The 18,930-nt window shown below is 55.4% G+C and carries 14 protein-coding genes; 9 read left to right on the top strand and 5 right to left on the bottom strand.

Annotated features, from left to right (window positions below; genetic code table 11):
* The first annotated feature begins 403 nt into the window (after positions 1–403).
* The 4 genes from LEP6406_RS0209655 (at position 404) to LEP6406_RS0209640 (ending at position 8,333) form a co-directional block, all read left to right on the top strand.
* Positions 404–1,972: a DUF4231 domain-containing protein gene (locus tag LEP6406_RS0209655; RefSeq protein WP_008314203.1), complete on the top strand. Its 1,569-nt coding sequence runs from the start codon at positions 404–406 to the stop codon at positions 1,970–1,972.
* Complete coding sequence (locus LEP6406_RS0209650; RefSeq protein ID WP_008314205.1) at positions 1,972–2,253, top strand: hypothetical protein; 282 nt, start codon at positions 1,972–1,974, stop codon at positions 2,251–2,253. The genes LEP6406_RS0209655 and LEP6406_RS0209650 overlap by 1 nt, the downstream gene beginning before the upstream one ends.
* 160 nt (positions 2,254–2,413) lie before the next feature.
* A complete protein-coding gene (locus LEP6406_RS27330) occupies positions 2,414–6,604 on the top strand; it encodes a toll/interleukin-1 receptor domain-containing protein (protein WP_008314207.1) in 4,191 nt (1,396 codons plus the stop codon).
* Between the two features lie 76 nt (positions 6,605–6,680).
* Complete coding sequence (locus tag LEP6406_RS0209640; RefSeq protein WP_008314209.1) at positions 6,681–8,333, top strand: hypothetical protein; 1,653 nt, start codon at positions 6,681–6,683, stop codon at positions 8,331–8,333.
* 657 nt (positions 8,334–8,990) lie between these two features.
* On the opposite strand, the gene LEP6406_RS0209635 is transcribed toward LEP6406_RS0209640, so the two are convergent.
* Positions 8,991–9,755, bottom strand: a complete 765-nt coding sequence (locus LEP6406_RS0209635; protein WP_027269004.1) for a hypothetical protein — start codon at positions 9,753–9,755, stop codon at positions 8,991–8,993.
* A complete protein-coding gene (locus tag LEP6406_RS27325) occupies positions 9,656–10,204 on the bottom strand; it encodes a hypothetical protein (protein ID WP_008308082.1) in 549 nt (182 codons plus the stop codon). The genes LEP6406_RS0209635 and LEP6406_RS27325 overlap by 100 nt, the downstream gene beginning before the upstream one ends.
* Positions 10,205–10,428: 224 nt before the next feature.
* Here LEP6406_RS27325 and LEP6406_RS0209625 point away from each other — a divergent pair, with 224 nt between their 5' ends.
* Both LEP6406_RS0209625 and LEP6406_RS0209620 read left to right on the top strand, forming a co-directional pair.
* Entirely contained in the window at positions 10,429–10,659 is a 231-nt protein-coding gene (locus LEP6406_RS0209625; protein WP_008308080.1) for an RHS repeat-associated core domain-containing protein, read from the top strand.
* 30 nt (positions 10,660–10,689) lie between these two features.
* Entirely contained in the window at positions 10,690–11,427 is a 738-nt protein-coding gene (locus tag LEP6406_RS0209620) for a Uma2 family endonuclease (protein WP_008308078.1), read from the top strand.
* A 623-nt stretch (positions 11,428–12,050) separates the two neighbouring features.
* On the opposite strand, the gene LEP6406_RS0209615 is transcribed toward LEP6406_RS0209620, so the two are convergent.
* The 3 genes from LEP6406_RS0209615 to LEP6406_RS0209605 all read right to left on the bottom strand — a co-directional run bounded on the left by LEP6406_RS0209615 (position 12,051) and on the right by LEP6406_RS0209605 (position 13,338).
* Positions 12,051–12,626 carry a Uma2 family endonuclease gene (locus LEP6406_RS0209615; RefSeq protein ID WP_008308076.1) on the bottom strand — a complete coding sequence of 192 codons (576 nt, stop codon included), beginning with the start codon at positions 12,624–12,626 and terminating at the stop codon, positions 12,051–12,053.
* A gap of 71 nt (positions 12,627–12,697) precedes the next feature.
* The gene (locus LEP6406_RS0209610; protein ID WP_202807521.1) at positions 12,698–13,096 is read right to left on the bottom strand and encodes a type II toxin-antitoxin system VapC family toxin; all 399 of its coding nucleotides are present in this window, start codon (positions 13,094–13,096) and stop codon (positions 12,698–12,700) included.
* Positions 13,097–13,104: 8 nt separating this feature from the next.
* The gene (locus tag LEP6406_RS0209605) at positions 13,105–13,338 is read right to left on the bottom strand and encodes an antitoxin (RefSeq protein WP_008308072.1); all 234 of its coding nucleotides are present in this window, start codon (positions 13,336–13,338) and stop codon (positions 13,105–13,107) included.
* Positions 13,339–13,748: 410 nt separating this feature from the next.
* Here LEP6406_RS0209605 and LEP6406_RS0209595 point away from each other — a divergent pair, with 410 nt between their 5' ends.
* From LEP6406_RS0209595 to LEP6406_RS27320, 3 genes are all read left to right on the top strand, one after another.
* Positions 13,749–15,518, top strand: a complete 1,770-nt coding sequence (locus LEP6406_RS0209595; protein WP_008308070.1) for a helicase HerA domain-containing protein — start codon at positions 13,749–13,751, stop codon at positions 15,516–15,518.
* Between the two features lie 376 nt (positions 15,519–15,894).
* Positions 15,895–16,815, top strand: coding sequence for a CPBP family intramembrane glutamic endopeptidase (locus LEP6406_RS0209590; protein WP_008308068.1), 921 nt, complete (start codon positions 15,895–15,897; stop codon positions 16,813–16,815).
* Complete coding sequence (locus LEP6406_RS27320) at positions 16,812–18,755, top strand: serine/threonine-protein kinase (RefSeq protein ID WP_008308067.1); 1,944 nt, start codon at positions 16,812–16,814, stop codon at positions 18,753–18,755. Before LEP6406_RS0209590 ends, LEP6406_RS27320 begins: the two co-directional genes overlap by 4 nt.
* Positions 18,756–18,930 lie beyond the last annotated feature (175 nt).

Below are 18,930 nucleotides of genomic sequence, written 5' to 3'. Positions count from 1 at the left end.
GGATTAAGTCCGGCAAGAAGAAACTGAATCAGGCGGGATTAAACAAAACCATTGCTTTGGCCATTTTGGCCAAAGCAATTAAAATCGTTGCCTTCTCAAATCAAGAAAACAAGCTTTGGAGGCAACGACAATCCAACAAAAAATTTATGCTTCCCCCTATTGCCAAAATACCATCTTTAAGGATATACACTGATATGAGTTCAAAATAAATATACATGCTTAAGGAGCTGGTTGCCTTAGGTGCCGGCGCTTTTTAATGCAGAAACCATGCCATTTTTAAGGCATTTAAACCTTGTGTTCGGTGCAAGTCTAGGAATCCTGTCAGGGAAAGCTCACAGGTTTCAAGTTGGAGCGCACACAAGAGTTTTTGCTACCACACAATCAGGGTGACAGGCAGTTTCAGATGGCAAAGAAGAATAGCTATGCGCAATACCTCAAGCAAACCTTGGGGGGACTTGTCGATCGGTTGACATTGTCGGAGTTGCACAAGGATTTCATTAAGAATCGCTGGCTAGACCAGGTTCTATGGCTCGAAGGTCGAGCTACAAAGGAGCGCAATCAGCACTACTTTCTACGGATGGTGACCATTATTGGGGGAGTCTTAGTCCCTGCCATGGTAGGATTCCGCAGTCCCGATCGTCCCAGGTTCCAAGAAGCCATCACTTGGGTCGCCTTCGGAGTCAGTCAGACGGTCGCGATTTCGGCAGCGGTGGAGGAATTTTTTAGTCACGGGGAAAAGTATCGCCACTATCGTAATACGGCTGAAGCGCTCAAGATTGAGGGATGGCAGTACATGCAGCTCACCGGTCCCTACCGTGAATATCCCACCGCTGAAGATGCCTACCCAATTTTTGCGGAGCGGGTGGAATACTTTATTCAACAGGATCTGGAAAGCTTTGTAGAGCGGTTAGAGAAGAAGCAGGACGATGGCAAAAAGGACGCCCAAACAGCGGTTGAGAATACCGAGAAAGCGCTATCTCGCCTCAATCAAGAGCTGGAGTTGCGGGCGCAGCGATTAGAGGCCATTGAAAAGCGGCTGGCCGAAGAATCCGCCGCCAAACAGCAGGCGGCGGCAGAGATGGCCACAGAGGCGGTAGTGGCCCAGACACTGGCCGCAACTCCAGTCCAAGCCCTGGTCTCAGCAAATGGCGGAACTTCGTTCCCCCCTGAGGGGGAAACCAGTTTCCCAGTCACCACCCATGCTGATGGTCAGGAGGCCACTACCGCCCTAGTCCAATCCGCCCCACCTGCAACTGCTACCGCCACCCTAGCGGTAGCAGCGGCAGATTTGCCCCCCCTGGGGGCAGCAGCCTTGGACTGGGAAGAAACCGTTGATATTGAGGCTCTCAAGGCCATTTTGGCCAGCCAAATCACCGCCACAAAAAGCAGCAGCCCCTCCGTGGGTAATGGAGCCAGTACTGCGCCCTCTGGTCCCGTTCCCCAACTGATTCAACCGGAGGACGTAGCCCACATCCTGGAATGTCCCCTAGGGGATTGCCAGACCTACCTACCGGGTATTCTGGCCGCCATGCACAAGTACGACATTCTAGACAAGCAAACCCTGGTGGGCTTATTGGCCACCGTGCGAGTGGAAACCGGCGGCTTCAAGCCAGTCCATGAATGGGGGGGCGCAAGTTACTGGAAGCGCTACGAAGGCCGCAAGGATCTGGGCAATGTTCATCCCGGCGACGGGGTGAAATACCATGGGCGGGGCTATGTGCAATTAACCGGTCGGGCCAATTACAAAACCTATGGCCAAAAGTTGGGGGTGGATTTGGAAAACAACCCCGATTTAGCCATGGATCCCAACGTTTCTGCCTTGGTTTTAGCCTGCTATTTCAAAGAGCGGGGGGTGTCCACAGCGGCCCGTTCTGGCGACTGGCGACGGGTCCGCAAGCTCGTCAATGGCGGTTATCACGGCTGGGATGTGTTTGACAAGTATGTTCAGCGTGCAAAAAAGAGGATGGTCTGATGGAAACCGCAATTGACACTGGCATTGAATCAACGATAGACGTGGCCCCCGAGCCCCAACTCGCGCCTACCCCTGACCCCCTCGTTCAAGAATTGACGGCGCTGAGGTCAGAGGTCAGAGAACTGCGTCTCTTTGCCGAACGACAACAGGATTCAATTACCTCCATGATTGCCCTATCCCAGCAACACACATCCATTATTGAGCAGCAGCATTTGTTGATTCAGCGCCTTGCCACCGTGGGCATGGCAGCCCCCACCAATAGCAATTCCTTTAGCCAGTAAGGGAATGGTGTACCAGGTTGTAGGATGCTGTTAGGCGGAGCCGTAACGCATCATTCCACGAGGATTTGATGCGTTCGCTGACGCTTTAGCGTAGCTATGCCGTAGGCTATACGCATCCTACAGATACTGATGTTTTGTCAGTTAACCAAGTAGGGGTGTCATGGCGGTATTTCAGGATGCATTCATTTCCTATGGGCGGGCCGATAGCAAGGCTTTTGCCGCTAAACTCTATCAGCATTTAATTGAGCGCGATCGCAAGGTCTGGTTTGACTTTGAAGATATTCCCCTGGGGGTGGATTTTCAAAATCAAATTGATGCGGGGATCGAAGCATCGGATAACTTCCTTTTTATTATTGCTCCCCACTCTGTGAACTCTCCCTACTGTGGCAAGGAGGTGGAGCTGGCCCTGAAATGCCGCAAGCGCATCATTCCTCTACTCCATGTTGAGCAGATTAGCCGCGAGATCTGGCAGCAGCGCAATCCCCACGGGAGCGATGGGGATTGGGACGCCTATACAGCCAAGGGGTTGCATTCTAGCTTTGCGAATATGCACCCGGAGATTGGCAAGATCAACTGGGTCTATTTCCGGGAGGGGATGGACGATTTTGATCAGGCGCTGACGGGTTTGCTGGGGTTGATGGAGCGCCATCATGCCTATGTGCATCAGCACACCTATTTGCTAGATCGGGCGCTGACCTGGAAGCGGGGTCAAAAACAGTCGCGCTATCTGCTCATCGGTGAGGAGCGGCAACAGGGAGAAGCTTGGCTCACGACTCGATTTCAGGAGGAACAACCCCCCTGTTTTCCGACGGATTTGCACTGTGAGTACATCACGGAAAGCATCAAACAGGCCAACAGCCTGATGACTCAGGTATTCCTGTCCTATGCCCAAGAGAATCAGGCGGTGATGCAGAAAATCCGCAATAGCCTCAGGCGGGAGGGGTTTACCGTTTGGACCAATACCACCGATATCCAAACGGGTGAAGCCTTTGAGAAAGCGATTCTGCGGGGGATTGAGCAGGCGGATAATCTGGTGTATCTGCTGTCTCCGGACTCTTTGCAGTCTTCCTTTTGCCAGCAGGAGCTTAACTATGCCCTGTCTCTCAATAAGCGGGTGATTCCAGTATTGGTGACGGCCACGGATCCCGAGGTGGTGCCGACGGTTTTGCGGGAGCTGCACTACATTGACCTGACGGACAATGTAGAGGAGCAGGACTATTGGCTGGATGAAAGTCAGTTGGTCAAAATTCTGCGTCAGGATGCTGACTACTACAGCCAGCATAAGGGGTTGTTGATCCGAGCCCTGAAATGGCAACAGCAGAACGATAATGCCAGTCTGCTGCTACGGGGATACGACCTGCGCAGGGCGGAGGCTTGGCTGAAGGTGGCGAGGCAACGAACCCAGAATCTGCCTACCCCCCTGACTGAAGCGTACATTGCAGAAAGCCTGCGTCAGCCCCCGGCAACGTCGCTGGATGTCTTTATTGCCTACTCGCCGACGGATGTAGACTTTGCCCGTCAGCTTAATGATGCCTTGCAAACCCAGGGCAAGACAACCTGGTTTGATCAGGAGAGCATTACGGCCAGTGAGGACTTGCAGCCGGAGATTGATCGCGGCATTGAGATGTCGGACAACATTGTGGTTGTCCTATCGCCTCGGGCGGTGCAGGCTAACGGTTGTCTGGATCAGGTGGACTATGCGGCCCAGCTCAACAAGCGGGTGGTGACGGTGCTGTGGCAGGGGATCGATGGGGCAGCCCTCCCCCCAGAATTGGCCCAGGTGCCCTGGATTGATTTCCGACCGGATAGTACTGAGTTCCTGAGTACCTTCAGTGAGTTGATCCGGACACTGGACACCGATCGCGACCATGTCCATGGTCACACCAAGTGGTCCCAGCGATCGCTGGAATGGCAGGCCCAAGCACAAACTGAGGATCTGCTTCTGCGGGGAACGGAGTTGGTGATTGCCCAAGACTGGTTCCAGATGGCCGAGGAGCGGGCTAAGCAACCTGCACCCACGGCGCTGCAAAAGGCGTTTATCACCACCAGTCAAGCCCTCAGCGATCGCCTGCAACAGGAGGCGGAAGCCCGTCGCCAACGGGAACTAGAGCAGGCCCAGCAGTTGGCTGAGGCCGCCGAAGCCCAGCGACAGGCGGAGGCGGAGGCCCGTCGGCAGGCGGAGCAACGGGCGGAGCAAGAAGCCAAGGCCCGCCGTGTTTCCCAGCGCCTGACCTTGATGACAGCGATTGGGGCACCGCTGATCTCGGTACTGGTATTGGTGGCCGGAATTGAGTGGCGGGCTACCCAGGTCCATGCGATTCAGTCCTTGGCCATTGAGGCCGAAGCTAATTTGCGGGATAACCAGCCTTTTGAGGCACTGGTGGCCAGCTCCTTGGCGGGGCTCAAACTTCAGCAGATGTGGCTTTTTCCTCCCCAATATTTGCAGAGTCAGATCTCTGGGGTGTTGCGACAGGCGGAGCAAGAGGTTCAGGAACACAATCGCATCGAAGGGGAGGCTCCTATCTATGCCATCGATCTGAGCCCCGATGAACGCTATCTGGCCATCGGGAACCGGAACGGTACTGTCGAGGTTTGGGATATGGTCTCTCAGAGCCGGATCAGGACGTTTTCCATCTCTGAGGAGCAGGTTTTTCAAGTCCAGTTCAGTGCCGATGGTCAGACTCTTCTCACCGCAGCCGAGGGCCAGCCCGTTCAGGCTTGGACCTTGGCGGGCGAGGGAATCGCGGATTTTGACATCCCTGGGGAGTGGATGGTTCGGGTGGGGGTGAGTTCGGGTGGACAGCACATCGTGACGGCTTCTGGAACGGGCAACGTCTACCTGTGGTCAACGGAGGGTGAGCGACTGCAAACCCTATCCACCCAGGGCGGGGTAATCAATGATGTCCAGATCAGTGCCGATGGACAGCATGTGATTGCAACAGATTATGGCGACGATGGTCTGGCCCATCTCTGGAATTTGCAGGAGCAACGCTACCGCCAATTGCCCCATGGGGAAGGAGAAGTATTGGCGGCCCATTTTAGCCCCGATGCGACCTCTGTATTTACGGCTGCCTGGGACCAGACGCTACGGGAATGGGACTTGCAGGGCAACGAATTACGGCAATGGCCTCTAGATGGCTATGTAATGGATATTGATCTAGCGGCTACGGGGCAGACCATGGCCATTGCCTACGATGATGGCCGAGTGGTGGCCTGGAACTTAGACGAGTCTGAACCCCTGGCGTTGATTGGCCACCAGGCTCAGGTGTATCGGGTGCGGATGAGTGCTGACGAGGAGCGCCTGATCAGCGGTTCTGACGATCGCACAGTACGGCTTTGGGATCTGTCTCGGGAAACCCGGGCGACGCTAGAGATACCTGAGGATGCCCAGATTCGGGATATGCGCTTGCAGGGGGAGGCGGGCTACGTTCTGGCTGAGCACGGCGATGGCAGTGTCAAGCTGTGGGATCGGGAGGCTCAATTAATAGCGACCTTGCCGTCTGAAGCTGGGGCGAGGGGAGCGGTATTGAGCCCGACAACGGATCTCCTGGCTACGGGCACTTGGGATGGCACGGTATCCCTGTGGAATTTGCAGGGGCAGTTGGTGGAGCAGTTTCAAGCCCATGGCGGCAATTACCTTGCCGCCTTGCAATTTAGCCCCGATGGCGCTGAACTGGCGACTAGTGCTGCGGATGGGACAGCCAAGCTCTGGACATTGCAGGGTAAGGCTCTAGCCAGCTTTGAGGGGCATTCCGGTTGGGTGGGCCATATCAGCTTTAGTCCCGATGGCCAAACCCTGGCCACCAGTTCCACAGACCAGACGGTCAGGGTTTGGTCCAGAGATGGCCGCCTTCAGCAGGTGCTCAAGGGCCATCTGGATTGGGTCGAAGCCTCAGCCTTTAGTCATGATGGGGCGCTGTTGGCAACGGCCTCTAAGGATCGCACGGTGAAAATCTGGGATGTGAGCACTGGTAAGCAAATGGGGGAACTGGAAGGGCATCGGGGGGATGTGACCAGTGTGGTTTTTGTCAGTGGGACAGACCGTTTGGTCACCACTTCTCGGGATGGTTCAGCGCGTCTGTGGAACCTGAAGGGGCAGGAGCTGAGTCAGTATCAGCTCTATAATGCCGCCATTATCTCGGCCAAGGTGAGTGCCGATGGTCAAGTCCTGACCACGATTGCAGACAATGGCACCGCCCGTCACTGGCCGATTGATTCCCTGGATACGGTGCTGACCCGAGCTTGTGAGCGGATTCAGCCCTATTTGCGCCAGAGTCCCAAGATTACTCAGGGCGATCGCCGTCGTTGCGATCGCAAAATCCGCCCCTCCCAACCGGCTGAATCCAGCTAGACCACACCCCCCAAGGTGGCAAGCGGCTGAAGATCAGCTTCACGTTCTTGATTCTTATAAAGGTTTAGGTTTACCGATGACTCAGTATGGTTATGTCCAGGGTGCGATTTTAGGCGGGTTGATGTGGGGGGGATTCGCCCTTGCTGCCCAAGCCGACGAGTACCAAGTGCCAGTTTCCAACCTCTCTGGCCAAGACTTGCAGTACCTGTATATCGCCCCCAGCACCAGTGATACCTGGGGAGAAGATCTCCTCTATCAGGTTATTCCCGATCAGGAAGAGATGTTCGTTGCAGTCCCACGCAATGGAGAGGATTGTCTCTACGATGTCTTGGGGCTGTTTGCCCCCGCCGGTGGTGATGGGACACTGACAAGTCAGGCCATCTTGCCGCCGATTGATCTATGCCTTCTGGAGGCAGAAGCGGAGGTTGTCTTTTTGCCCGAAACTCTCGCCACCTTCGAAGAGACCTTCGCGTATCAAGTGCCCGTCGTTAACTTTTCCGGCCAAGATTTGCAGTTTCTGTATATCGCCCCCAGCACCAGCGATACCTGGGGAGAAAATCTCCTCTATCAGGCCATTCCTGATCAGGAAGTCGTTGACGTTGCGGTTCCTTTCTCTGCGGACGACTGTAACTATGATGTCTTGGGACTGTTTGCCCCTACCGGTGGTGATGGGACACTGACAAGTCAGGCCATCTTGTCGCCGATTGATCTATGCCTTCTGGAGGCAGAAGCGGAGGCAGTTGTCTTTCTGTCCGAAACTCTCGACACCTTAGAAGAGACCTTCGCGTATCAGGTACCCGTCTTTAACTTTTCCGGCCAAAACTTGCTGTCTCTGTATATCTCCCCCAGCGCCAGTGATACCTGGGGAGAAGATTTCCTTTATCAACCCATTCCTGATCAGGAAGTAGTTGACGTTGCGGTTCCTTACTCTGGGGACGACTGTATCTATGATGTCGCGGGGCTGTTTGCTCCTGCCGGTGACGATGGGACACTAACAAGACAGGCGACATTCTGGCTCATGGATCTATGCCTTCTGGAGGCAGAAGAGGACGCTATTGTCTTTCTGCCTAACGATCTCTACCATCCAGAAGACAGCTTCATTCGGGTCATTAACACCAACAACTCTACGGTGTTGGCATTAGTAGTGGCTCCGGCAGGTGAGCCTACAACAGTAGAGAACCAGATTGATTTACTGGGACAAGTCTATCTCGGCCCCTATGAGCATTTTCAGTTTCCCCTATCTTTAGTCAGCCCTGATCTGAGTCAATGTGATTTTGATATAACCGGATTTTTTCTTGCAGAAGGGGTGGATATTAGTGGGGAACTGACCGAGAGGGACGTTTATCAAGGAACAGTGACAACAGTAGATCTCTGCAATACTGAACAAATCCCCATTGGCAACGGACCGACCCAACGAGTGACGATACAAAACACCACAGATATGTTTTTGTCTGAGTTGTATATTAGTCCCTCTGAATCAGAGACTTGGGGGCTGGATCAGCTCATGTTTGATCTTGGCCCTAGTGAAGATTTTGTTGTTTTAATTCCGATTAGCGCCACTGCCTCAGGCGACTGTGCGACCTATGATGTGCTAGGGATTTTCTATACCGATAGCGACTCTCCCTCAGCCCTCTCCTATGATGACAGGGGAATTAACTGGTGCCATACCGACGACGCTATCCTGAACTTCGCAAATCCTGATGGATTGAACATAGAAATTACGAATTAATTCAGATCTCTTTCTCAGATATATTCCTCGGAGCTGCCTCAGTTATGCAACCCTCGACTATGAAGATCATCAAGATGAAACTCCGTCCCTGGGCGACTGCACCCATTACCCTGATGCTATTGGGTGGTAGCCTGATCGCGCCTACTTGGCTCCCGGTCCAAGCTGCTCCCCTCCCAACCCTGGAGGAGAATCAGGACAAGTGCCCACCCCCCATCAATGTGCCGGGACAACCGCCCAAATGCCCTCAAGCCTCCCGCCCTCAATCCACGACCTCCTCTCGCTCTCAAGCTTCCCCTTCTAAACCAACATCCACGTCCCGGACTCAATCCCCCCCCCGGAATCACCCCTCCCGCCCTAAGCGTTGACAGACAACAGAGTTATGGGGTGTTCTAAGCTTCGGCAATGAAATCAAAAATATTTGATTATTTGGCGGTTTGGGTAGAACGCAGTGGAATCCAACACCCACATGCGGGCTATAGCGGCTCCCTCATGTATGGGGTATACCTCAACTGAATGACACTTCGGCGAACAAGGGGCTTAAGCCCCTTGCCTGTACTTAACCCGAGGGAGAACCGCTATAAAGTCGGCCTTACTACGAATTGGGTGCTCCCACAATCGGCGCTGCCAACCGCCCCTCAACTGCAAGTTGCCAAGGCTCTAATCCACCAATCGGGGGATCTCGGCGGGTGGCGAGAGACCTGCGATCGCGAACCAATCGGGGGTCTGCCAGTGATGGTGCCAATCATGGCGGCTACCGTCGCGCCACACCTGGGGCAAGCCATTCTGGAGATGCCGATTTAGGGCGATTTCATGGCCCTGGGAGTCGCGATAGGTGAGCCGTGTCCCGCTCAGGCTGAGGGCGGCGCGATCCACCACAGCGGTTTGAAAAGCAGCAAAACTGCCGTGGCTTTGCGGTTCCCCCACCTCCAGGGCAAACCCATCGGCCAAGGGATGAATTGCCAGCCAGGTGTTACCGACCGCGAGGAATGTGATCCCCTGCCGCTCAACCCGTTCCCCTGGGGGCAGATTTAGGGTGGGGGCGGCTTGCCCCTGCCAGAGCACAAGGTTGCGAAATTGTGCGATCGCGTGGGGGCCATCGGTAGTCACCGTCACCGTCGCCACACCTGCATCGGTGGCCATGGCCAGATGGAAGCCTTCCCAGTCGCCCCCTGTGCCCCGTGCTAAGGTGCCCAACTGAAAGGTGTGGCCGAAGTACAGGGTTTCCCAAAAGGCGGGGCCATACTGGTCGGGGAGCCAGTTTTCGTAGTGGGGATGGGTGCGGCGAATTTCGGCGGGGCGGGGAAATCGGCGCTGGGCCAGGGCTACGATCGCCGCTGGCGGGCGGTAGTCACTACCCGTGTTTCGGCCATCAGATAGACGGCGGTTTCCCGCATGGCCCGCAGGTTGTCGGTGTTGCGACAATCGATGCGGGTGGTGCAATCGTCGCGGGAGTTTTCCCAGAATTTGCGGGGTTCTTCAGCTTCGGTGGCTAGGGGATCGGTGCGGGTGAGTAGATCCATGGCAGCATACATGCGATCGCGATAGGCCGGAGCCAACGCCTCCCCAAAGGCAAAATATTTCCGCATTTGCCCCTTGAGGACAAAGCTGGAATACAGGTCGATTTCCAGGGTCTCGGTGGCCTCGGGGTCGGGCTGCTGGAGAAAAGCGATCGCCTGTTCAGCGTCGGGGGTGTCGGCCCACACATCCGCCAGAGCCAGGGGGTAGGAATTTTTTTCGTACTCGTAGGCGATGTTGCCATAGTTGATGGGCTGGGTCAGCAGGTACAGCGCCCACAGCGATCGCACCGCCCAGGCGATGCCCACAAATGATTCCACCATCACCTTGTCACCTGCCCCAGTCGTTTCCCCCATCCTAGGAAAATCCTTGAAGGGGTGACAGGGGTGCCCCCATCGGTGGGAGTTTTCGGCAGTTTGCGGGGGCGGGACTGTATGGGGAGGCAGATTGTGTGGGGAAGGGTAGATGTGGGGGAGATAGAGCTGGGTGGTGGGCAATGCCCACCACCCAGCTCTATCTCCACGGACCACAAATCGACCAGGTCCTAGCGACAGAAACCGCCGCCTGAGACACCCACCGTATGCTCACGGACCATCAGGGTTCGGTGCGGGATGTGATTGATGACAGCGGTGCGGTGCTGAATCACCTGGTCTACGACAGCTTTGGCTATACGGGCCGGGAGCTGGATGCGGAGACAGGACTGCTGTACTACCGCGCTCGGTATTTTGCCCCAGCGGCGGGGATTGTATGGGTGAGGACCTGTTGGGATACCTTCCTTAGCAGTAGGCGCAGATATTGTTCTGCACTATGATCAAGCCACGCTCACACTGGGTTAAACGCCATGGTTTACGTTGATCGCCACATCCTACCCAACAGTGACGAACTGCCCTGTTGCGACGATACACCCGTGGATAATGAGGATCAGAATTTCCTGCCCAACTACCTGCTCTTCCTACTTGAGTTGATCTGGCAACAGCGTAACGATTGGTACTTTGGTGTGGATATGGGCATTTACCACACCACTGGTGTCACCCCTAAAGTGCCCGTGGTTCCCGATGGCTTTCTCAGTCTCGGCGTCCCCCGTCGCAAACCCGGCAATAAATCCCGCAAAAGTTATGTGGTGTGGGAAGAAGACAATACGGTACCGATCTGGGTACTGGAAATGGTCTCTTGGACACCAGGTAATGAGTACGACAACAAGCTAGAGATTTATCAAAAGCTAGGGGTTCTCTACTACGTCATTTACAACCCCGAGTACTGGCAAAGGGATCGGCATCAACCTTTCGAGGTGTATAAACTTATTGACGGTCACTACCAGTTACAACTGGGCGAGCCCTACTGGATGCCAGAGATTGGTCTAGCCATTGGCCGCAGCCAGGGCAAGGTAGGGGGCATCGACCGCGAAGTTCTCTCTTGGTTTAACCCGCAAGGACAGCGCTACCTCTCTGCAGAAGAGCAAGCTCAGCGGGCTCAGCAGCAAGCTCAGCAGGCTCAGCAGCAAGCTCAGCAGGCTCAGCAGCAAGCCCAAAGATTAGCAAACCGTCTGAGAGAAATGGGTGTGGATCCCGATACGCTCTAAGCCACACAATACACCCACGGCGATCGCACCCTCCACCAAAGTGCGATCGCCCCTCGTTGTAGTCGTGTGTCCAGTCTAATTTGTTGAGTGAAGTGGGCACTGTCCACGCTAAATCGGCATTCGAGCGATCGCTTTACCCAATATTTTAGGCTTACCACGCCAGTAGGTTAGATTGCCGTCAGAAAACCCAACACCCAAATGTTCAACCACGCCACCATCTGTCAATCCTAACGATCCGAATCAAGCGGCCATCAACAGCCAGGTAGGGTGGGCAGTGCCCACCACTAACCCTCAACTATCTTCTGATCTCCAAAGGAGTGATGAATGGCCGGAAGCCTCCATTTCAAATGCTTTGAGCCATTTTCAGGGAAATCCTATAAGTGCCTTGCCGGCTAAGGCTTTTCAGGCTCCATCACCCTTTAATAGTCCAGTGTCCCTGCTTGCCCTTGCGACCTGACTCAGAATCAACGTAGGTGTGATAGCCCCCAATCCATGCGATCGCATCGCACAGCTTATAGAACTGGAGTAGTGGGTTGCCAGTCTCCTAATTCGTGGCTCTGGCAACGTGTGACGTTTACTGGCAAGGGGCCAAGTATCGGCTGAGCGGCGGTAGGGCCGGAAACCTACCAAAAGTCATGCAGCTTCAGAACGAATCCCGGCAATAGGGGCTCACCAGTCAACTGCTCAGGCTGGGCCACCACTTGCCTAGCTTGCTCCGCTGAGTAGATCTCGACCTGTTTGCCTTTGCGGTTAAATAGCCACGCCAGTTGCACACCGTTGTCGAGGTAGGCCCGCATTTTGGCCTGGGCTTCGACCAGATTGTCGGTGGGTGACATGAGTTCCAGAACAAAGTCAGGGGCCAAGGGCGGAAATTTTTCCCGTTGCTGGGGCGTCAGGGCATCCCAACGGGCTTGCCTGACCCAGGCCACATCAGGGGAGCGATCGCTGCCATCGGGCAAGTGAAACCCGGTGGAGGAGTCAAACACGACACCGAGTTGGGCTTGTTCATTCCACAGACCGACTCGAATCAGGAGATTGGCGTTGCGAGCGCCGGTTTCGCCTCCGGTCGGTGCCATGACCACTAAATCCCCTGACGCGGTTCTTTCCAATTTCCAGTCTGGATTGGCCCGACACAGATCATAAAACTGGTCAGAGGTGAGGGGCGCTGTAGCGGGCATCCGGAGAATGGATTGCGTCATAACCGCATCCGATGGAACTTAGCTGCATTCTAGCCGCAGTAAGCGTAGGGTACGTTCCTAAGGCAATGGATCTAAGGGTTCTCCACCCAATTCTCCAAAGCGACATCTGGATAAATCCGAAAATCATCCAGGTTGTTCGTCACAAGAACAAGATCTAAGCTCCTGGCATGACTGGCAATGAGCTTGTCTAAGGCATCGCGGCGGCGTTCTGGCGCAGCTGCCCGTACTTCTGCATAAACAGTTGCAGCAGGGCGACCAAATGCCACCGCCGGAATCATCTCCACCAAAGCATCTAGCGCCTGACGATTCTGCTGGCGACTGTCTTCACGACTGGCCCGAACGCCATATTCCAGCTCAGCCAGGGTAATCGCCGATATCACCACATCCCCCTGACGGCATTCAGCAAATCTTTTTGCCACAGAGGGGGGCTGATGCTTCATCAGGTAAATGCAGATGTTGGTGTCAAGCATATATTTCTTCATAGGCTTTCCCGGTCCTGCATTCCTGGGTCGGGGCGTCCTTCAGCCATAAAATCAGCCGAAAAGGCAGCAAATCGTTCTAGTACGTTCACCAGCGGGGCACCCACCGGGCGGATAATCAGCACATCCCCCTGGCGCTCGATCTCATATTCCACATCCAAGCGCTCAAACTGCATCTCTTTGGGGATGCGAACCGCCTGGGAATTGCCGCTTTGAAAAACACGGGTACGCATGGATATTGTCCTAAACAGCGGACGTATCTACAAGTATATACATGTTTTTATGGGGTATTCAGTGCGATCGCGTTCTGGTTGCGCGATTGCCTGCTGCTACTGAATGCTGTCCTCAGAGGGGGAAAGGTGAGGTTTGAGTGGTTGGTGGTCATCAATCGCTAGGTCAAACCGGGCGCGGGTATAAACCTCATTCAAGCGAGGCTGCCCCACCCCATCGAATGACCTGAACCTCAACCCCAAGATCGGCCTTAGCCCATACTTTATCTGCGGTTACCACTAAGCACTGGGTTTGCAAACCCAAAGCCAAACAGGCCCGATCGCCCGAAGTGCAAATGATCTTTCGGACAAATGTACTGAAAAGTCCCTGATCGGGGCTACCATGGCAGTCAAGTCGTGCAGGTAGCAGCGCCATGGAACCAGCCGCCCCCCTGGGTTCAGTCATTGAGGGCTCCCTGAGTCAGGGGCTAGAGGTGCGTCTCCACCCCAATGTGTCGGTAGAAGATATGCGGGTGGGAAAATTTGTCGTCGTGCAAGGATTGCGATCGCGCTTTTTTTGTATGCTCACCGACGTTGCCCTAGGCACCGCCAGCGCCCGCATACTAGCCAACCCCCCCGAACCCTCCAACATGTTTCTGCAAGAGGTGCTATCGGGAACCGGCACCTACGGCACCCTGAACCTAACCCCCATGTTGATGTTTACCCCTAAAGCCGTAGAGGAATGGGCAAGCAGGGGAGATGGAAAACGAGGTGAAAACTCAAAACTCAAAATTTCTCCTCCGGAGACGCTTCGCGAACAAAACTCAAAACTATCGTCAGCGTCTTACCAAGTTCAGAGCAGCGCCGAAGTAGAACTGCTGCCCGTCAAGACCATCCCTGGCCACTTCAGCCAGGTGTATGACGCCGCCGAGAGAGACTTTCGCATTGTCTTCGGCTGGGAAGATGACCCCCACCGCCGCAATTTCGTCATTGGCCAGCCCATCGATATGGCTGTCCCTATTTGCCTGGATTTGGATCGCTTTGTCGAACGCAGCAACGGCATTTTTGGTAAATCCGGCACAGGCAAATCCTTCCTCACCCGCGTCCTCCTCTGCGGCACGATTCAGCGGCAGGCCGCAGTGAACCTCATCTTTGACATGCACTCGGAATATGGCTGGGAAGCCGTCAACGAAGGCAAACACTTCAGCACAGTTAAGGGATTGCGCCAGCTCTTTCCCGGTCAGGTGCAGATTTTCACCCTAGACCCCGAAGCGACCAAGCGCCGGGGCGTGCGGGATGCCCAGGATCTCTACATCAGCTTCGACCAGATCGATGTGGAAGATCTGACCCTAGTCCGGGGAGAGTTGAACCTGTCGGAGGCCAGCTTAGAAAACGCCATTATTCTCCGCAACGAGTTTGGCAAGGGCTGGATCAGCCGCCTTTTGACCATGAGCAATGAAGAGATTCAAGAGTTCTGCGAAACCAAGCTGGGCAGCAAATCCTCGATCATGGCGCTGCAACGAAAACTCACCCGACTGGCGGACTTGAAGTACATCCGCGCCGCCTGCCCCCACAACTACGTCACCCAAATCCTGGAGGCTCTAGATGGGGGCCAGCATGTGGTGGTGGAGTTTGGCTCCCAGTCCAATATGCTCTCCTATATGTTGGCGACGAACGTGATCGCTCGCCGCATCCATGCCAGCTATGTGCGGAAGGCGGATCGCTTTTTGCAGACCAAGAATCCCTGCGATCGCCCCCGCCAACTGATGATCACCATCGAGGAGGCCCACCGCTTTCTAGACCCCGCCACTGCGCGCCAGACCATCTTTGGCACCATCGCCCGCGAGATGCGGAAATACTTCGTCACCCTGCTGGTGGTAGATCAACGCCCCTCCGGCATCGACAACGAAGTCATGTCCCAGATCGGCACCCGGATCACGGCGCTGCTGAATGACGAGAAGGACATTGACGCCATTTTCACCGGGGTTTCAGGAGCCCAGGGGCTACGCTCGGTCTTGGCCAAGCTGGACTCAAAACAACAAGCTCTCATCCTGGGTCACGCCACACCCATGCCGGTGGTGGTCCGCACCCGTGCCTACGATGCTCAGTTCTATAGCGATATCGGAGCCACTGCTTGGGAAGATATGGCCGATGCTCCCCTTTTTAAGGCTGCCGAAGCGGCCAAAGCAGAACTCGGTTTATAGGCTCTCGGTTTATAGGCTACTGTGCACACCCATCTTGTCTGGGAGTATCGAAGATGGGTATACACGGTAGGCCAGAGAGAGAGACCTTGAATCTAGCTCCCCTTTTCCGGCCAATTCAGCCAATCACCGGATCAACGGGCTTTACCTTATATAGGGTATATAGGGCTGGCGCTGCCGACCCTACAGGGCTTTGCTAAAGTTCTTGAGAAAGGGTTGGAACACGCTGAGTTTGGTAAATAAACCTTGCCCAAGTCCAGAAGTGGCGTTTTCCCGGTGGGGAAACCTCAGGTTTCGAGCTGGACTTGGTATCGCTTCCAGCTACCAGAGTTAATCGACAATGACCAGATAGAGATGATCGAGACCTTAGGTAATGCCCATGTCTAGCCCTAATCCCTTTAGCAAACCCCAAATTCGCTGGCTGCTGGGGGTATTAGTTCTGATCTGGCTGGTGACTACGATGCTGTTGGCTGTCCTCATTGCCGTAGGTGGGGTGGTCATTTCCGCAGAGAACCCAGTTTTAGAGGATCCGATTTTGATCCCCGTGGTGTATTTGCTCCTGTTTGGTGGCGGCAGTCTGTGGCTTCTGGGAAACTATCGCCAGCGGGGAGTCGATGTGCGATCGCTGTTAGGCCCCATTCCTGCCCCCGCCGTATGGGGAGTGGCCCTAGCCCTGTGGTTCACCGTGTTTATTTTCTCCCTCGGGGCATTTCAGGTTTCCTACGTCCTGTTATCCCTACTGGTGCCCAGCTATGTCGAGGCCACCCTAGGGCAATCGATCTTCCTTGGCCAGGGCGAGACCATTCTGCCGGGACTCTACAATACGTTGATGCTGGGGCTATTGGTGATTGCGGCCCCTGTGCTAGAGGAGTTCCTGTTTCGAGGAGCCCTCATCCATCGCTGGGGAAGTCGCTGGAATGGCGCTGCCGCCGTGATCCTATCTTCCTTAATCTTTGGCCTGCTCCATGCCAATCTTCTGGGGTTGACCTGCTTTGGGCTGGTGATGGCGCTACTGTACTTGCAAACCCGGAGCCTATGGCTGGTGATCGGTATCCATGCCATTAATAATGCGATCGCGGCCATCCTAGAGCGCATTACAGCCTGGATGGCTCCAGAGGCAACCTTGACCCTGGCAGAGTTTCAACAAGGTTGGTGGGTTGGACTGCTGCTGATGGTGGTGGCCACCCCCGTTTTGGCGCAATTTATTCGCCGCCAGTGGCATCTAACAGCCCAACCCCTGCCCTACTTTGTCAATCAGGATGGGGAAAATCAGGATGGGAATCAGGAGGCATTGAGATGACCGGCAGGCCAATGGGGAGTCTAACAGAGTTGCTGGGAGGACGTTATCGCCTGCTGCGCGACTTGGGACGGGGCAGCTTTGGCCAAACCTATCTAGCAGAAGACACCAACCGCTTCAATGAACTCTGCGTCCTGAAGGAATTTCTGCCCCAGGTAAAGGATCCGGCCTTTTTGCTGAAGGCCAAGCAACTCTTTGAGCGAGAAGCCGGGGTTTTGGCCCAGCTCAACCACCCTCAGATTCCTCGGTTTCGCGAACTACTGCGGGTACAGATGCCCGAGGGGGGGCGACTGTTTCTAGTGCAGGACTACGTAGAAGGCCCCACCTTCCAAGACCTGCTAGAGACCCGGCTGCGTAGTGGTAATACCTTCTCCGAGGCCGAGGTGATTCAACTGCTGATGCAGATTCTCCCGGTTCTGGACTATCTCCATGGTGTAGGGGTAATCCACCGGGATATTGCCCCCGACAACCTCATTTTGCGCAATGCAGACGGGCTCCCCGTGCTGATCGACTTTGGGGGAGTCAAGCGCGTGGCCACCCTGGTGCAGCAGCAGATCGGTCCCCCGGTCAACCCCACCCGGCTGGGAAAAGAGGGGTATGCTCCCGAAGAGCAGATGGAATTGGGGCAGGTGACTCCCAGTGCCGACCTCTATGCCCTAGCGGTGACAGCCCTAGTGCTGTTGACGGGGGAAGCCCCCCAGAATCTCTACGACGCCCACCATCAAACCTGGCACTGGCAGGAGCGCGTTACCCTGAATCCTCGATTTGAAGCGGTGCTCCGGCAGATGTTAGCGACCCGGCCAGGGGATCGCTACAGTTCCGCCGCTGCCGTTATGGAGGTGCTCCAGACGCCCCAGCCCTACAGCACCCCGTCCCCTAGCCCGACTCTCGCCGTCGCGCCAGGGCGAGGGTATGACGCCACGATATTGCCCGTTGCTGGCGGCCCCCCCGTCCGTAAAAAGCGCGGGCCGACCCATGGCTGTTGGTCCGCATTACTAGGGTTGCTGCTCCTGCTGGGGGCCGTGGGGCTGGTTTGGTGGGTGGCGGGGCGTTGGGATCCTACTGGGGGCAGTTTGACCCCCAATGCCGATAATAGTGCGGGGAATAGTTCGCAAGAAAATGCCGCCTTTTCTAGCGCTGAACAGGCCCGTAAGGCAGCCCTGCAACAGCGGCGAGAGAATCTGGGCGTAGAGGGTAGCATTCTGGTGGGCATAACCGATCAGATTTTCTACGACCGCTATCCCCAGATGCAGGGTCAGGCCCTCAGCGATCGCGCTGAAGATGCCGATCTGCGCGCCCAGTGGGACGGTATTGCCGGGGAAGTTTTAGACATTCTGGAGCGGGACTTGAGTGCTGCGGCCCGTGCCTCCCTGGGGCAGTATAGCGGTGGCGACCTAGACCGTTGGACCCAGAGCCTCCTAGAGCGCAACGTGGGGCGGGCAGCCTTGGTGGATTTGAGCAGGGCTAAATTTGCCGATCTATTTCCTAACTGGGCTGGGGGAGAGGTCCTGGAGCAACCCATAGGCCAAATTTGGTATGGCCTTGCCGATGATCGCTTCAGAGCTTTGCAGTCGGGCGATCGCCTAGAGGAAATTCGTTTTGCGGAGGGAACCTATCGCCAATCGGTGCGCGATCGCCTAGAGCCGGGATCGGGGCGAGTCTATCTGCTGAACTTACGAGAAGGTCAATTCATGCGCCTCAATCTCCAAGCCCCTGCTGGGGCTACTCGCCTTTCTCTCTACCTGCCCAGCCCCACCGCTGAGCAGCCCTATCTGCTGACGGCAGCTCCGGAGACGAGCTGGTCGGGGCAATTAACCCAGTCTGGCTACTACGAGATTGTTGTGGTTTCTGCAGGGAGTAATGCCTTTGACTACGCCCTAGACGTGGCGGTTGATAATGTCTCCGCTAGCCCCACTCCCCCGCCAGAGGAGGAGGAGAACTAGCAGCAACCCTCACACCTTAACGGGTGACAAGGGCACTCAACGTCATACGGTACAGGGTTTTGAGATAATGGAGGGGACAAAAAAAAGGGAGCCTCAGTACAGCTCCCCCAACCAAATATGTTCCCTACATTCTACCAAACTACCCTTCTCACCCATCTCAATGAAAAACAGTACT

The sequence above is a fragment of the Leptolyngbya sp. PCC 6406 genome (assembly GCF_000332095.2).
In the GTDB taxonomy this organism is placed as follows: domain Bacteria; phylum Cyanobacteriota; class Cyanobacteriia; order Phormidesmidales; family Phormidesmidaceae; genus PCC-6406.
This window is presented reverse-complemented; position numbering and strand designations above follow the sequence as displayed.

Coding starts and splice junctions, on each gene's coding strand:
- LEP6406_RS0209655 (WP_008314203.1), top strand. CDS start 404: ATGGCAAAGAAGAATAGCTATGCGCAATACCTCAAGCAAACCTTGGGG.
- LEP6406_RS0209650 (WP_008314205.1), top strand. CDS start 1,972: ATGGAAACCGCAATTGACACTGGCATTGAATCAACGATAGACGTGGCC.
- LEP6406_RS27330 (WP_008314207.1), top strand. CDS start 2,414: ATGGCGGTATTTCAGGATGCATTCATTTCCTATGGGCGGGCCGATAGC.
- LEP6406_RS0209640 (WP_008314209.1), top strand. CDS start 6,681: ATGACTCAGTATGGTTATGTCCAGGGTGCGATTTTAGGCGGGTTGATG.
- LEP6406_RS27325 (WP_008308082.1), bottom strand. CDS start 10,204: ATGGGGGAAACGACTGGGGCAGGTGACAAGGTGATGGTGGAATCATTT.
- LEP6406_RS0209625 (WP_008308080.1), top strand. CDS start 10,429: ATGCTCACGGACCATCAGGGTTCGGTGCGGGATGTGATTGATGACAGC.
- LEP6406_RS0209620 (WP_008308078.1), top strand. CDS start 10,690: ATGGTTTACGTTGATCGCCACATCCTACCCAACAGTGACGAACTGCCC.
- LEP6406_RS0209615 (WP_008308076.1), bottom strand. CDS start 12,626: ATGACGCAATCCATTCTCCGGATGCCCGCTACAGCGCCCCTCACCTCT.
- LEP6406_RS0209610 (WP_202807521.1), bottom strand. CDS start 13,096: ATGCTTGACACCAACATCTGCATTTACCTGATGAAGCATCAGCCCCCC.
- LEP6406_RS0209605 (WP_008308072.1), bottom strand. CDS start 13,338: ATGCGTACCCGTGTTTTTCAAAGCGGCAATTCCCAGGCGGTTCGCATC.
- LEP6406_RS0209595 (WP_008308070.1), top strand. CDS start 13,749: ATGGAACCAGCCGCCCCCCTGGGTTCAGTCATTGAGGGCTCCCTGAGT.
- LEP6406_RS0209590 (WP_008308068.1), top strand. CDS start 15,895: ATGTCTAGCCCTAATCCCTTTAGCAAACCCCAAATTCGCTGGCTGCTG.
- LEP6406_RS27320 (WP_008308067.1), top strand. CDS start 16,812: ATGACCGGCAGGCCAATGGGGAGTCTAACAGAGTTGCTGGGAGGACGT.